At 74.1% G+C, this 15,514-nt stretch carries 5 protein-coding genes; all 5 read right to left on the reverse strand.

The window, feature by feature from the left end:
- Positions 1-51: 51 nt before the first annotated feature.
- Genes EAD89_RS22260 through EAD89_RS22280 form a run of 5 tightly spaced genes read right to left on the reverse strand, consistent with a single transcriptional unit; the run spans position 52 to position 15,500 of the window.
- Positions 52-5,619 (reverse strand): non-ribosomal peptide synthetase/MFS transporter, encoded by a 5,568-nt coding sequence (locus EAD89_RS22260; RefSeq protein ID WP_121677075.1) that lies wholly within the window; start codon positions 5,617-5,619, stop codon positions 52-54.
- A complete protein-coding gene (locus tag EAD89_RS22265) occupies positions 5,616-8,741 on the reverse strand; it encodes a non-ribosomal peptide synthetase (RefSeq protein ID WP_121677076.1) in 3,126 nt (1,041 codons plus the stop codon). Before EAD89_RS22265 ends, EAD89_RS22260 begins: the two co-directional genes overlap by 4 nt.
- Positions 8,738-8,926 carry an MbtH family protein gene (locus EAD89_RS22270; protein ID WP_121653275.1) on the reverse strand — a complete coding sequence of 63 codons (189 nt, stop codon included), beginning with the start codon at positions 8,924-8,926 and terminating at the stop codon, positions 8,738-8,740. The genes EAD89_RS22265 and EAD89_RS22270 overlap by 4 nt, the downstream gene beginning before the upstream one ends.
- Positions 8,926-9,879 (reverse strand): TauD/TfdA family dioxygenase, encoded by a 954-nt coding sequence (locus EAD89_RS22275; protein ID WP_121653276.1) that lies wholly within the window; start codon positions 9,877-9,879, stop codon positions 8,926-8,928. The genes EAD89_RS22270 and EAD89_RS22275 overlap by 1 nt, the downstream gene beginning before the upstream one ends.
- A gap of 23 nt (positions 9,880-9,902) precedes the next feature.
- Positions 9,903-15,500: a type I polyketide synthase gene (locus EAD89_RS22280; RefSeq protein WP_233578925.1), complete on the reverse strand. Its 5,598-nt coding sequence runs from the start codon at positions 15,498-15,500 to the stop codon at positions 9,903-9,905.
- Between the last annotated feature and the right edge of the window lie 14 nt (positions 15,501-15,514).

The raw sequence follows: 15,514 nt of genomic DNA on the forward strand, positions 1-15,514 counted from the left end.
CGGCGGGTGCCACCGCAGTGCCGTGCAGCACCACGGTGGCACCCGCACCCGTCACACCCCTACCGGCACCCGCTCCTGCTCGCGCTCGGCGGCGCGGGCTGCCAGGCGGCGTTCCCGCTCCTGGGCGCCGATCAGGTCGTCGGGCAGCGAGTCCGGCACCTCCAGGTCGAAACGGCGCAGCAACCGGATCGCGAAGCCGCCCAGGGTGATCAGGATCAGCGCCGCGCCGAAGCAGACGTACGCGAACCCGATGCCCCGACCCGGACCGGTGCCGATCACCGCGCCCACCGACCCGGCGAGCGCCCCGCCCGGGGCGAGCAGGGGCTCGAACAGCGCGGTGGCCCCCGGTGCGAGCAGCGCGAAGCCGATCGGCAGCGTCGACCAGGAGATGGTCTGGTTGAGGCTGAACACCCGGCCGTGGAAGCGTTGCGGCACCTTGACCTGGACGATGGTGGCGTAGATGGACTGCGCCGTGGTCATCGACATGGCCAGCCAGAACGCGCCCACGCAGATCATCGCGACGGACGCGTCCAGGCCGACCAGGACGCAGCCGACGGCGGTGCCGAGGTTGCCGATCAGCACGCCGATCATGCGGCGGTGCCGGGGACCGCCCCAGAGCGACATGAGTACGCCGCCGGCCACCGCGCCGACCGCCTCGGCGAGCGCGACCTGGGCCACCTGCGTGGCGCTGCCGAAGGAGAGCACCAGTGGGGTGGTGAGCACCAGCGCGGGGGCCAGGAAGATGTTGCCCAGCGCGAAGTAGCCCAGCATGAGGCGGAAGCCGCGGTGCCGCCACGAGTAGCGCAGACCGTTGACGATGGCCACGAGCAGCCGCTCGCGGGGCCGCCAGCCGAGCAGGTCGGGGAAGCGGACCACCGACAGGGTCACCACCGCGACCACGTAGCTGACCACGTCGATCAGCAGGATGCCCTTGAGGTCGATGGCGGCGAGCAGACCCGCGGCGAAAACCGGCATGAGCAGCATGGCGAACCCGTTGGAGAGCTGCGTGATGCCCATCGCGTGGCCCAGGTAGCGCTTGGGCACGAGCTGCGGCACGGCCGACTGGAACGCGATCCGCTGGAACGAGCCGGCCACCTGACTCAGCGCCACCAGGGCGTAGATGTGCCAGAGCGCCAGGTTGCCGCTCCAGAGCAGCGCGGCGAGGATCAGCTGGATCGAACCGGCGCTGCAACTGGCGATCATCATGATCTTCCGTCGGCTGACCCGGTCGGTGATCGCGCCGGCGACCGGCAGCATCAGCACCCCGCAGACCAGCGCGAGCGCCCAGAGCAGGCCCAGGTTCGCGACCGAGCCGGTGCGGGTGAACAGCCAGATCGGCAGGGCGAACGCGGTCAGCGCCGAGCCGGTGCTGGAGACGAGCTGCCCGGCGGTGACCGCCACGAACCGGGCCATGCTGGGCCGGACCACCGGCTGTTCCGGGCCGGTGAGGGTGTCGACGCCTCGGGTGTCGGCCACCGCCCAGCCGGCGTCCTCGCCGCGTGCCTGGGCGGTCAGCGCGGAGACGTCACCGGCGACGAGCGCCGGGTGCACCCGGGTGACGATCTCGGCCAACTCCTCGGCGCGGTACTTGAGGAAGAAGTGCCCGGCCTGGTCCAGCACGACCAGGCCCAGTCGGTCGCTGAGGAACTGCCACTCCGCGTACCGCTCGGTGTGGTAGTCGGTGACCGGATCCTCCGAGCCGACCACCGAGATGATCGGGGCGCGCAGCTTCACGGCGCGCCGGTCGAGCAGGTCGGTGAAGTACTCCTCGGAGGCTCGGGAGTCGGCGCGCATGTTGCTGATGATCCGGTCGGCCTGCTCCGGGTCCAGTTCGTCGGTGTCCACCCCCATCGACTTGAGCCAGCTCGCGTAGTGCTTGTTGCTGCGCAGCTTTTCCAGCCTGGTGCGGACCGCCGCGAACAGTCCCTTCGGACGGGCGAACGGGAACATCGCGCCGATGTAGAGCGCGGTCAGCTCCCGGCCGGCGGCCTCCACCTTGCGGGCCACCTCGGCGACGATGGCGCTGCCGACGCCGCAGTGCCCGTACAGGGCGAGCGGGCCCTCGACGCGTTCGAGGATCTCCTCGGCGACGCGGGTGGTCAGCTCGTCGAAGGGCAGCGCGTCCTCGGTGAGCCCCACGTCGTGCCCCGGGATCGCGAGGGACCAGAGCGCGTGCCCGGCCGGCAGCGCGTCGGCGAGGGGCTGGTAGACGATCGCGCTGCCGCCGCCGTACGGCACGCAGACGTACGTGATCACCCGCTGCGCCGCCGGCACCGGTTTGGTCAGCTCGTAGAGCAGCCGGCGCGGCCCGTCGCCCTCCCCACCGCCGGACATGAAGGCGGCCAGGTCGCGGATGGTCCGCTGCTGGAACAGGTCCATCACACCGACCGGCCGCGCGCCGTGCTCGGCCTTGCGGATCCGGGCGACGACCTGGGTGGCGAGCATCGAGTGCCCACCCAGGTCGAAGAAGTCGTCGTCGATGCCGAGGGTGTCCACGCCGAGCAAGTCGGCCCAGATGTCGGCGAGCATCCGCTCGGTGTCGTCGCGCGGCTCGACCAGCGCCACCGACGCGGCTCGGGTGACCACCGGCGCGGGCAGCGCCCCGCGGTCGAGCTTGCCGTTCGGGGTCAGCGGCAGGGCGTCCAGGGTGACGAACGCGGCCGGCACCATGTACTCGGGCAGGGTCTCCTTCAACGCCGCCTTGACCGCGTCGTGCTCGGCCGTGCCGACCAGGTACCCGGTGAGCCGCTTGTCGCCCGGGGTGTCCTCGCGGACCAGCACCACGGCCTCGGTCACCCCGGGCTGGACGCGCAGCGCGCTCTCGATCTCGCCCAGCTCGATGCGCAACCCGCGCAGCTTGACCTGGTGGTCGATGCGGCCGAGGAACTCCAGCACCCCGCCGGGCGAGCCGCTCGGCGCGACGCGCCAGCGGGCCAGGTCGCCGGTGCGGTACAGCCGTGCGCCCGGCTCGGCGGCGAACGGGTCCGGCACGAAACGCTCGGCGGTCAGCGCCGGACGTCGGTGGTAGCCCCGGGCCAGCCCGACGCCGCCGATGTGCAGCTCACCGGCGACACCGACCGGGCACGGGTTGCCCCGGGCGTCCAGCACGTGCAGCGTCAGGTTGCTGATCGGCGCGCCGATCGGCACGCTGGTCAGCTCCGCGAGCAGCGTCGGATCGCACGCCCAGGCGCTGACGTCGATCGCCGCCTCGGTCGGGCCGTACAGGTTGTGCAGGCCGCAACCGGGCAGCCGGACGGTGAGGTCCCGGGCCGCGGCGAGCGGCAACTCCTCGCCGGAGCAGATCACCCGACGCAGCGCGGTGGCGGCCTCGACACCGTCCTCGGCGAGGAAGACGGTGAGCATGGACGGTACGAAGTGGGCGGTGGTGACCCGCTCGGAGATCAGCAGGTCGCGCAGGTAACCGGCGTCCTTGTGGCCGCCCGGATCGGCCAGCACCAGCCGGGCGCCCTCGCGCAGCGGCCAGAAGAACTCCCAGACCGAGACGTCGAAGCTGGCCGGGGTCTTCTGCAACACCGCGTCGTCGGCGCCGAGCCGGTAGGTGCGCTGCATCCAGTCGAGGCGGTTGACAATGCCCCGGTGGGTGTTCGGCACGCCCTTGGGCCGGCCGGTGGAGCCGGAGGTGTAGATGACGTACGCCAGGTTCGCCGGGCCGGCCGTCGGCGTCGGGTCGGTCACCGGCTGGTCCGCCCAGACCGACTCGTCGTCCAGGGCGAGCACGCGCGCGTCGGTCGCGGGCAGCACGTCGCGCAGGTGCTCCTGCACCAGCACCACCGGCGCCGCGGCGTCGGTGACCATGAAGGCCAGCCGGTCCGCCGGGTACTCCGGGTCCAGCGGAAGGTAGGCGCCGCCGGCCTTGAGCACGCCGAGCAGGCCGGCGACCAGCTCCGCCGACCGTTCCGCGCAGACCCCGACCAGGGTCTCCGGTCCCACACCGGCGTCGCGCAGGCGGTGCGCCACGCGGTTCGCCGCCGCGTTCAGCTCGGCGTACGTCACCGAGCGGCCGGCGCAGCGCAGCGCCACCGCGTCCGGGGTACGGGCGGCCCGCTCCTCGATCGGGGCGTGCAGGGTCTGCTGCCGGGGAAAGTCGCCGGCGGTGTCGTTCCACCCCGCCAACAGCTCCCGCTCGGCCGGGGCGAGCAGGTCCAGCGCGGAGACCGGCAGGTCCGGTGCGGCGACCACGGCGCGCAGCAGGGTGGTCAGCCGGTGCGCCATCCGCTCGACGGTGGCCCGGGTGAACAGGTCGGTGTTGAAGATCAGCTTGCCCCAGAGCCCGGCGCCGGTGTCGACGGCGTGCAACTCGAAGTCGAACCGGGTGGCGCGCAGCTCCATCGGATGCCACTCGAAGCCGACCCCGGCGTCGTCGGCGACTCCGGCGAACCGGCCCATCTCGTAGTTCTGCAACACGAACATCGCCTGGAACAACGGCGACCGGCTGACGTCGCGGGGCAGCCCCAGCTCGTGCACCACCCGGGCGAACGGCACCTCGGCGTGCTCCAGCCCGTCCAGCACGGCACGCCGGGTCCGGCCCAGCAGCTCGGTGAAGGTCGGGTCGCCGGCCAGTTCGGCGCGCAGCGGCAGCATGTTGACGAACATGCCGACCACGTTCTCCAGCTCCGGCGCGGACCGGCCGGCCACCGACGCGCCCACCGCGAAGTCGTCCTGCCCGGCGTGCCGGGCCAGGAACACCTGGTACGCGGCGAGCAGCGTCATGAACAGCGTGCCGCCGTAGGAGCGGGTCAGCGCGGCCAGCCCCTCGGTGGCGGCCGCGTCCAGAGTGAACTCGACGAAGTCGCCCCGGTAGGTCTGGGTGGCCGGCCGGGGCAGGTCCAGCGGCAGCTCCAGCGGCGTGATCCCGGCCAGCCGGTCCTTCCACCAGTCCAGGTGCCGGCGGGCGCCCGGCCCGGCCAGCTCCCGCGCCTCCCAGACGGCGAAGTCGCCGTACTGCACCGGCAGGTCGGGCAGCTCGCCGTCGCGGTAGCGGGTGATCAGGTCGCGCAGCAGCACGTCCACCGACCAGCCGTCGCCGACGATGTGGTGCTGGCCGAGGAAGAGCACGTGCTCGGCGACGTTCATCCGGTCCGGAGTGCCGTCTTGCGGCGCGGAGGCCGGATTATCGTCGCAGGCGGCCAGCCGGATCAGCAGGGCGCGCAGCAGCGGCCCGTTGGCCAGGTCGAACGGCTCGGCGGCGGCCCGGTCCACCAGCGCCTGCGCGGCGGCCTCGTCGGCGGCGTCGACCACGGTCAGCGGCACCTCGACCGCGTCGTCGAGCACCACGGTGGGCCGCCCGTCGGAGTCGGCCGGGAACCGGGCGCGCAGCGACTCGTGCCGCCGGGTCAGGTCGGCCAGCGCCCGGCGCAACGCCGCGACGTTGAGCGGGCCACGCACCCGCAGCGGCACCGCGATGTGGTACGCCGCCTCCCCGGGTGCGAGCTGATCCATGAACCAGACCCGCTCCTGGGCGTACGACAGCGGCACCTCGGCGTCCGGCGGGCGGGGAGTGATCCGCGCGGCCGGGGTGCCGCCGGACCGGCGGCGCAGCCGTTGCGCGATCAGCGCCTGTCGGGCGGCGTCGCGGGCCGGGTCCTTCACGTCGGTCATGACGGGGCGTCCTTCTCTGCCGCGAGCAGCGCGGCGACCTCGGTTTCGGAGAGTTCGTCGACTTCGGCGGCGAGCCGCTGCTCGATCTGGGCGGCCAGGTCGGCCACCACCGGGCTGCTGAACAGCGCCCGCATCGGCAACTCCACGTCCACCTCGGCGCGGATGCGGGCCATCGCGCGCATGCCGCGCAGCGAGTTGCCACCGAGGGCGAAGAAGTCGTCGAGCGCGCCGACCTTCTCCAGTTGCAGGATCTCGGCGTAGACCTCGGCGACCAGGGCCTCGGCGTCGGTGCGCGGGGCGAGGAAGCCGTCGGAGGCGGTGGCGGCCGGGGCCGGCAACGCGGCGGTGTCCAGCTTGCCGTTCGGGGTCAGCGGCAGCGCGTCCACCCGGACGAGCGCGCTGGGCACGAGGTGCGCGGGCAGCTCAAGAGCCAGGTCGGCGGCGAGCGCGGCCTCGTCGGCCCGGCCGACCAGGTAGCCGACCAGCGTCGGCTCACCGGTGTCGGCGCGGACCACGACCACCGCCTCGTCCACGTCCGGGTGGGCGCGCAGCACCGACTCGATCTCACCCAGCTCGATCCGCATGCCCCGGACCTTGACCTGGTTGTCCCGGCGGCCCAGGTACTCCAGCGTCCCGTCGGCCCGCCAGCGGGCCAGGTCGCCGGTGCGGTACATCCGCTCCCCCGCCGGCCCGTATGGGCAGGGCAGGAAGCGCTCGGCGGTGAGCGCGGGCCGACGCAGGTAGCCCCGGGCCAGTTGCGACCCGGCGACGTACAGCTCGCCGACCACGCCCGGCGGCACCGGGGTCAGCGCGGCGTCGAGCAGGTGGACCCGGGTCGTCCAGGTGGGTTGGCCGATCGGCACCGGCCCGGCGGGCACCGGCTGCCCGGGCGCGATCCGGGCGGCGACGCAGCCGACGGTCGCCTCGGTCGGGCCGTACTCGTTGATCACGGCCACCTCGGGGTGGGCCGCCCGCCAGTCGGCCAGCTGCTCACCGGCCAGCGCCTCGCCGCCGATCACCAGGTCGGTGGTGGGCGACAGCGCGGCATCGAGCAGCGGCAGGTGGCTGGGGGTGACCTTGAGGAAGGTGGGCGGGCCGCCGGCGCGGGCCGCCGGCGTGTCGATGCCGGCCAGCCGGACCGTGCCGCCGGCGGTGAGCGGGCCGAGCAACCCGGTCACGGTCAGGTCGAACGAGACCGGCGAGTGCAGCAGCGCGGTACCGGCCAGCCCCGGGTAGGTGTCCCGCGCCCAGGCCAGGTAGGCGGTGACCGCGCGGTGCTCCACCAGCACCCCCTTCGGCCGGCCGGTGGAGCCGGAGGTGTAGAGCAGGTACGCGGGGTCCTCCGGGCGCAGCGGCGCCCGCCGGTCGTCGTCGGTGAGGTCGGCGTCGTTCCGGTCGGCGGCGGTCGTCGGGCCGAGCACCAGCGCGTCGGTCGGGGCCAGCGCGGCCGTCTGCGGGGTGGCCAGCACCAGCGCCGGCTCCGCGTCGGCCAGCAGGTAGCCGATCCGGTTCGCCGGGTAGCCGGTGTCCACCGGCAGGTACGCGGCGCCGGCCTTGAGCACCGCGAGGATGGCCACCACCAGCTCCACCGAGCGGGGCAGCAGCAGCGCGACCCGGGTCTCCGGGCCGGCGCCGCGGTCCACCAGCAGCCGGGCCAGCCGGTTGGCCCGAGCGGCCAGCTCGGCGTAGCTCAACTCCATCCCGTCGCAGACCAGCGCGACCGCGGCCGGGGTGGCGGCGGTCTGCCGCTCCACCTCGGCGACGAGGGTGGCCGGGGCCACCTCACCGCCGGCGCCGGTCCAGGTGAGCAGCACGTCGCGTTCGGCGTCGTCGAGCAGGGGCAGCGCGGACAGCCGGGTCGCCGGGTCGGCGACGGCGGCGGCGAGCAGCCGCAGGTAGCGGGCGACGACCGACTCGGCGGTGGCCCGGTCGAACAGGTCGGTGCGGTAGACCAGCCGACTCGTGCCGGCCGTGATGTCGAAGGCCAGGTCGTCCTTGGTGGTGCCCAGCGGCACCGGGTCCAGGCCGGAGTCCGGAATGAAGTTCAGCGCGGTCTGGAACACCGGCTGCACCGACGGGTCGCGGTGCGGGGCGACCGCCTCGACGATCCGCTGGAACGGCGTCTGGGCGTGCTCCATCGCGTCCACCAGGCTGGCACGGACCCGGCCGAGCAGCTCGGTGACGCTCGGGTCGCCGGCCAGATCGCACCGCAGCGCGACCGGGTTGACGAACATGCCGATCAGCGGCGTCACCTCGGCCGTGTCCCGACCGGCGGTGGAGACGCCGACCACCACCTCGGGGTCACCGGAGATCCGGGACAGCAGCGCGGCGAAGGTGGCCAGCAGCACCATGTACGGGGTGGCCGACGCGCCCGCGGCGAGCTGCCCGACCCGGTCCAGCAGCCCGTCGGGAAGCTCGAAGCGCACCTCGTCGCCGGCGAAGCCGAGCTGGGTGGGACGCGGTCGGTCCAGCGGCAGGCCGGTCACCGCCGGCGCGCCGGCCAGGTTGTCGCGCCAGAAGGCGACCTGCCGGGCCAGCGCGTCACCGGTGAACTGCTCCCGTTGCCAGACGGCGAAGTCGGCGTACTGGATGGGCAGCTCGGGCACCTCGGCGGGCGCGCCGGTCAGCGCGGCCCGGCTGAACGCGGCCAGCTCGGCGTCGAAGAGCACCGCCGAGTGGCTGTCGAACACGGCGTGGTGCACCACGAACTGCAGGCCGAGCCGGTCGTCGGCGAAGCGGACCAGCCGCGCCCGCCACGGCGGCGGGGCGTCCAGCGGGATCGGCGTACGGGCCAGCTCGGTCATTGTCTGGTTGTGGCGGCGATCCTGCTCGTCGGCGGGCAGGCCGGTCAGGTCCAGCTCGGGCAGCTCCAACGGCTCGGCGGCACGGACGACCTGCACCAGGGCGCCGTCGACCATCCGCAGGTGGGTGCGGAGCGACTCGTGTCGGGCGATCACCTGGGCGAGCACCTGGACGGCCTGGGCGGCGGTGACCCCGGTGGGAAACCGCCAGGGCGCGGACACGTTGTAGACCGGCGAGCCGGGATCGAGCTGGTTGGCCGTCCACACCCGCTCCTGGGCGAAGGAGGCCGGGAAGGTCCACTCCCGGGTCGTCGCGCTCACCGGCTCGCCTCGCGTACCGAGCGGGGGCGCATGTCGGTCCAGACGGTGTCGATGTGCGCCAGGCACTCCTCGCGGGTGCCGGCGAAGCCGGCGTCGTGCCACCCCGCCGGGAGGTCGCGCTCGGCCGACCAGATGGAGTACTGCTCCTCGTCGTTGCGCACGACCAGGAATCGGGGCTCGGCCATCACTGCTCTCCAACGGTGTCGGGGGTGTGCGGTTCGGCCATCGCGACGGCGATCTTGCGGGGGCCGGTGAACGGCTCCCGCCCGTGCGCGGCGGTCATGTTGTCGACCACCAGCACGTCGTCGCGCTGGTAGTCGAAGCGGACGCTGGCGGCCCGGTAGGCGGCGCGCAGGTGGTCCATGACGTCGGCGGGGATCTCGCCGCCGTCGCCGTAGTAGGTGTTCGACGGCAACCCGTCGGCGCCGAACATCGCCAGCAGCCCCTCCTGGATGTCCTTGGCCAGGCTGCTCACGTGGAAGAAGGTGGCGTGGTTGAACCAGCGGGGCGTGTCCGAGCCCGGACGGTGGTGCACGGCGTCGCGGACCGCCCGCGTACGCAGCCCGTCGCGGCCCGTCCACTCCAGACTGATCCGGTTGGCCGCCGCGTACGCCTCGACCTCCGCCCGGTCGTCGGTGCCGAACACGTGCTGCCAGCTGGCGCCGAAGTCCTCGTGGAAGTTGCGCATCAGCATCCAGCGGCGGCGGACGAACTCCTCGCGTACCGCCGGGTCGATCTCCCGGTAGACCTGGCGGATGTCGGCCAGCGGGGTGGCGCCCAGGGTCTGCGGCGCGGTGATGCAGTAGAAGAACAACGTCAACGGCCACCGCGCCTGGTACGAGTTCTCGTTGTGCAGGAAGATCTCCTCGTCCGGCGGGTAGTCGGTCGAGGTGTACACGCGGCCCTTGATGGCGTGCCGCGGTGAGGACCGCTCGGTGTAGGTCAGCGGCTCACCGGACAGCGCCCGGACGACCTGGTCGAAGCCGTCCACCCCGCCCACGTCGAAGCCGCGGAACAGCAGACCACCCTGCTCGGCCAGGGTGGCGCGCAGCTCGGCGCGGCGCTCGGTGATCAGCTCGGTCAGTGCCCGGCCGTCGGATTCGACGACCACGGGCAGCGTGGCGATCGTGTCGCTCATGGCTCTCTACTCCTGATTTCTCGTCACGCGCGGGGCAGTCGCGGAATGGCGGGGATCGGTGCCGGGGTGGCCGGCTCGTCGGTGGTGGCGGCCCGCAGCTCCTCGATCCGGGCGGCCAGCCCGGCCACGGTGGGGGTTTCGAAGAGGCTGCGCATCGGCAGCCGCACCCCGGTCGCCTTGCGCATGGCCGCGATGAGTTGCACCGCGACCAGGGAGTTGCCGCCCAGGGCGAAGAAGTCGTCGTCGACGCCGACCTGGGCCACCCCCAGCGCGTCCTGCCACACCCGCGCGATGGTGACTTCCAGGTCGGTGCCCGGTGCGGCGCTGCCGTCCCCGACGGCGGGCGTGGCCGCGTCGGCGACCACGTCGTCGCCGGTGAGGTTGTCGGTGGTGACCCGCCCGGCGCGCCGCCGGATGTCGTCCACCGTCCGGGTGGCGATGACCACCTGGGCGCCGAGGCCGGCGGTGAGGCTGCGGCGGAACGCCTCAGCACCGTCCACCGGCCGGATGTCCTCGGTCGAGGTCGGCGCGGCCGCACCGGCGTCCGCGTCGGACGGTCCGGTCAGGCCGCCGGTGACGGCACCCTGCTCGACCCGGCGCAGCACGAAGTCGCTGACGGCGGCCAGTTCCCGGCCGTCCGGGTCGCGCAGCGACAGATCGGCGGCGACAACCTCGTCGGTGGCGCCGGCCCGGTGCCGCAGCTCGCTGGTGAACCGGGCCGGCAGTGGCCCCCGCACCACGATCCGGCCGTACGAGAGCGGCAGGTACGTGCCGCTGCCCTGGCCCCGGCCGAACGCGGTCGCCACGTCCAGCAGCGCGGGATGCAGGCCCCAGGAGGGCAGGTCACCGATGGCCGCGGCGGGCGCCTCGACCACCGCGAGTTCGGAGCCGTCGGCCAGGTGGTGCTCGGCCAGCGCGGCCCAGCGCGGCCCGAAGGTGAGCATGCTGGTCCGGCCCCGGCCGAAGGAGGCGTCGTCGTCCACCCGGCGGCCGGCCGGGATGGCCGGGCGGGCCGGCGGGGCCGGTTCGTCGGTCCAGCCGGCCGTACCTCGCACGTGGGTGCGCAGTCGGCCGCCGGCCAGGCTCCGGACGGCGAACTCGGTGCCGCCGTCGTCGGCCGGCGTCAGCTCCACCCGGTACTGGGCGACGGTGCCGTCGGGCACCGAGAACGGCTCCAGGAAGACCACGTCGCGCAGCTCCACGGCCGCACCCGCGCCGGGGGCGGGCAGCGCGGAGACCACCGCGGCCCGCACCGACTCCAGGTGGGCGGTGCCCGGTACGACCGGCACGCCGCCGATCCGGTGCTCGTCGAGCAGCCAGTGGGTGCTGGCGGAGACCAGGCCGTGCAGCACGGTCTCCGCCGGCCCGGTGACCTTCGTGGTGAGCACCGGGTGGTCGACCGCGCTGCTCACCGTGTCCCGACCGGCCGCCCGGAATCCGGCCGGCGCGGCGGTCTCCACCGCCATGCCCACCTCGTCCCAGCCACCCCAGTTCTGCGACAGCACCGGGGCCCGCCAGCCCGCGCCGGAGCGGGCGTGCGCGTCCAGGAACGCGTTGGCGGCGCAGTAGTCGACCTGCCCGAAGCCGCCGAGCACCGCGGTGACGGACGAGCAGAGCACCACGAAGTCCAGCGGCAGGTCGCCGAAGACCTGGGCGAGGGCGAGGGTGCCGGCGAGCTTCGGTGCGAGCACCCGTTCTGCCTCCGCCCGCTCCTTGACCTCGGCCATCCCACCGCCGGGCAGGCCGGCCGCGTGCACGATGCCGTCGATGCCGCCGTACGCGGCGGTTGCGGTGTCGCGGACCCGGCGCAGGTCGGCCGGGTCGGTGACGTCGGCGGCGAGCACCAGCACCTGGGCGCCGGCGGCCTCCATCCGGCGGATCGCCGCGATGGCCCGGCCGGCCCGGTCGTCGCCGTGCACGGCGAGGTGGTCGTCCCACCGCTCGCGCTCCGGCAGCCCGGAGCGGGCCAGCAGCACCAGCTTCGCGCGGACCCGGGTGGCGAAGTCCTCGGCCAGGGTGATGCCGATGCCGCCGAGACCACCGGTGATCAGGTACCGGCCGCCGTCGCGCAGCGCGCCCGGCTCGCCCTCGGCGTCGATCGTCACCTGCTCGACGTCGGCCACCCAGCGCCGCCCGCCGCGCAGGGCCACCTCGGGCTCCCGGGGACGGCGCAGTTCGGCGACCACCGTGCTGGCGTCGTCGTCGCTCGGGTCCGCGTCGATGAGCCGGACGGCCAGCCCGGGCAGCTCGGCGGGGAGCACCCGGGCCAACCCGGCGAGCGTGGCGTGCTCCGGGCGGCGCAGATCGTCGCCGCGTACGTCGCCGGTGCCGGCGGTGACCAGGTCCAGGGCGAGGCCGTGCTCCTCGCCGGTCAGGCCGGCCCCGGCGAGGGCCTGCACCAGGTGCAGGGCGTCGAAGAAGCCGATCTCCTGGGCGGCCCAGGTGGCCGCGATGTCGGTGCCGGCGGGCGCGCCGTCCAGGGTGAACGCGTGCACCAGCCGGGTCGGCGGAGCACCGTCGGCGGTGAGCGCGGCGACCAACGCGTCGTGGTCCGCGCGTACGCCGGGGCGCAGCCGGTAGCCACCGTCGGCGGCGGCGAAGGCGTCGCCGGGGCGTACCGGCACCGGGTCGGCACCGGCGGCCCGCAGGCCGGCGACCAGCGCGTCACCGCGCGGACCCGCGGTGAGGACCAGGCAGCGGCCCAGCGACCCCGACGCCGGCAGCGGCGCGGCCTGGCGCCAGATCGGCACCGCGAACCACTCGGCCAGCGGCCGCGGCCCGGTGTCCACCGGTGCTGCGGCGACCGGCTGCTCCGGGTCCGGCTCGATCCAGTAGCGGCGGCGCTCGAACGGGTACGTGGGCAGCGGCACCCGGCGCGCCGCCGGGTCGGCGTCGACGCGCACCGGCAACCCGGCGGACCAGAGCGCGCCGACGGTGCCGAGCAGGGCGGCCAGGTCGCCGGTGCTCTCCCCGGCCGCGGGCAGGCTTCCCAGCGGCGTGAGCGTGCGCTGCTCCGGCGCGGCCTTCGCGACCTGCATCCGGGCCAGGCTGGCCAACTGCCGGCCGGGGCCACACTCGACCAGCTGCCAGGTGCCCGCCGCCAGCAGGGTGGCCACGCAGTCGCCGAAGCGGACCGGCTGGCGCAGGTGCGCCGCCCAGTACGCCGGATCGGTGGCCTGCTCGGCGGTGATCCAGGTGCCGGTGACGTTGGACAGGAACGGCACCGCCGGCGGGCGCAGCGACACCGTGCCCATCAACGCGGTGAACTCGGCGAGGATCGGCTCCATCATCGGCGAGTGGAACGCGTGCGAGGTGCGCAGCACCTTGGACCTGCCCTCCAGGGTCGCGGCGAACGCCTCGACGGCGGCGGTCTCACCGGCCACCACGCAGGTCCCCGGCCCGTTGACCGTGGCCACGGAGAGCCCGTCGGGCAGCAGGTCGGCGACGACCGACTCGTCCAGCGCGACGGCGAGCATCGACCCGGCGGGCAGCGACTGCATCAGCCGGCCCCGGGCGGCGACCACCCGCAGCGCGTCCGGCAGGCTCAACACCCCGGCCACGGTGGCCGCGACGTACTCGCCGATGGAGTGGCCGATCATCGCGGCCGGCCGGACCCCGGCGGCCTGCCAGAGCGCGGCCAGGGCGTACTCGACGGTGAACAGCGCCGGCTGGGTGTAGCGGGTCTCGGTGAGCTTCTCCCCCGCCGCCGGGTCCCGGCCGAGGATCAGGTCACGCAGGTCCAGGCCCAGGTCGGGGCGGAGCAACTCGGCGCACTCGTCGACGACCGCGGCGAAGCGCGGCTGCTCGGCGTAGAGCTGCGCGCCCATCCCGGCGTACTGGGATCCCTGACCGGAGAACAGGAAACCTACTGTCGGGGCTGGACCGGTGGTCAATGGTTGCGGTTCGCGGAGGCCTTTCGGTCCCTGCGGTTCGCGGTGGCCTTGCGGTCCCTGCGGTTCGCGGTTGCCTTGCGGTCCCTGCGCCTCGCGGGGGCCCTTCGGTCCTTGCGGTGCGCGCGGTCCGCGTACCGGTGCGCGCAGGGCCGTGACGGCGCCGGGGAGATCGGTGGCGACCACGGCGCGGCGGTACGGGTGCGGACGGCGGCCGACGAGCAGGGTGTGTGCGACGTCGGCGAGGTACGCCGGGCCGGCGTCGGCGGCGCCGTCCAGGTGCGCGGCGAGACGGTGCACCGCCGCGTCCAAAGCGCTCGGGGTGGCCGCGCTGACCTGGAGCAGGTGCGCGGGACGCACCCGACGGTCGGTGCGGTACGCCGCCGGCGCCTCCTCCAGGACCACGTGCGCGTTGGTGCCGCCGATGCCGAACGAGCTGACCCCGGCCCGGCGGGGCCCGCCGCCGCTGTCCCACTTGGTGAGGGTGTTCGCCACGTAGAACGGGGTGTCGGCGAACTCGACGGCCGGGTTCGGCGTCTCGAAGTTGATCGTCGGCGGGATCAGCCCGTGCTCCATGGCGAGCACCGTCTTGATCACGCTGACGATGCCGGAGGGCTGGCTGAGGTGCCCAATGTTCGACTTCACCGAGCCGATGCCGCACCAGCCCCGCTCGTCGGTGTCGCGGGCGTACACGGCGGAGAGCGCGGCCACCTCGATCGGGTCGCCCATGGCGGTGCCGGTGCCGTGCGCCTCGACGTAGCTGATGGTGCGGGGGTCGACGTCGGCCATCGCCACGGCCTGGGCAACGGCCGCGGCCTGCCCGTCGACGCTGGGCGCGGTGAAGCCGACCTTGCCGGCGCCGTCATTGTTGATCGCGTTGCCGAGCACGACCGCGCGGATGGCGTCCCCGTCGGCGATCGCGTCGGAGAGCCGCTTGAGCAGGGTCACCCCGACGCCGCTGCCCCACACCGTGCCGTTGGCGGCGGCGTCGAACGGGCGGCAGCGGCCGTCGGGTGAGGTGAAGCCGTCCATGCCGAGGTATCCGACGTGCGGCAACTCGATGTTCACGCCACCGGCGAGCGCCATGTCGCACTCGCCGTTGCGCAGCGCCTCGCAGGCCAGGTGGAACGCGACCAGCGAGGTGGAGCAGGCGGTGTGCACGGTCAGGCTCGGCCCGCGCAGGTCCAGCCGGTACGACACGTTGGTGGCCACGTAGTTGGGCGAGTTGCCGGTGGCGATGGAGACCGCGCCGTGCGGGTTGCCGCCGACCCGCTGGTTGCGCAGCACGTTGCGGTGCAGGTACGTGTTGCCGCCGGTGCCGGCGTACACGCCGATCGCGCCGTCGTAGCGGGTCGGGTCGTAGCCGGCGTCCTCCAGCGCCGTGTGGCAGGACTCCAGGAACAGGCGGTGCTGCGGGTCGGTCAGCTCCGCCTCCCGGGCGGTCATCCCGAACAGCGTGGCGTCGAACTCGTCGTAGCCGTCGACCAGCGGGGCGCGGTTGACCCAGCCCGGGTCGTCGACCTCCTCGATCTTCGCGCCCCGGGCCAGCTGCTCCTCCCGGGTCAGCTCGGTGACCGACTCCACCCCGTCGATGAGGTTGCGCCAGAACTCGTGCACGTCGGCCGCGCCGGGCAGGCGGGCGGCCAGGCCGACGATCGCGATCGGTTCGATGCCCTCGTCGGGCAGGTCGGTGACGCCGTCGGGCAGGTCGGTTGCGGTCGAATTGCTCATCAGGCTGTCCTTCG

The organism is Micromonospora sp. BL4, from assembly GCF_003667505.1.
In the GTDB taxonomy this organism is placed as follows: Bacteria; Actinomycetota; Actinomycetes; order Mycobacteriales; family Micromonosporaceae; genus Micromonospora.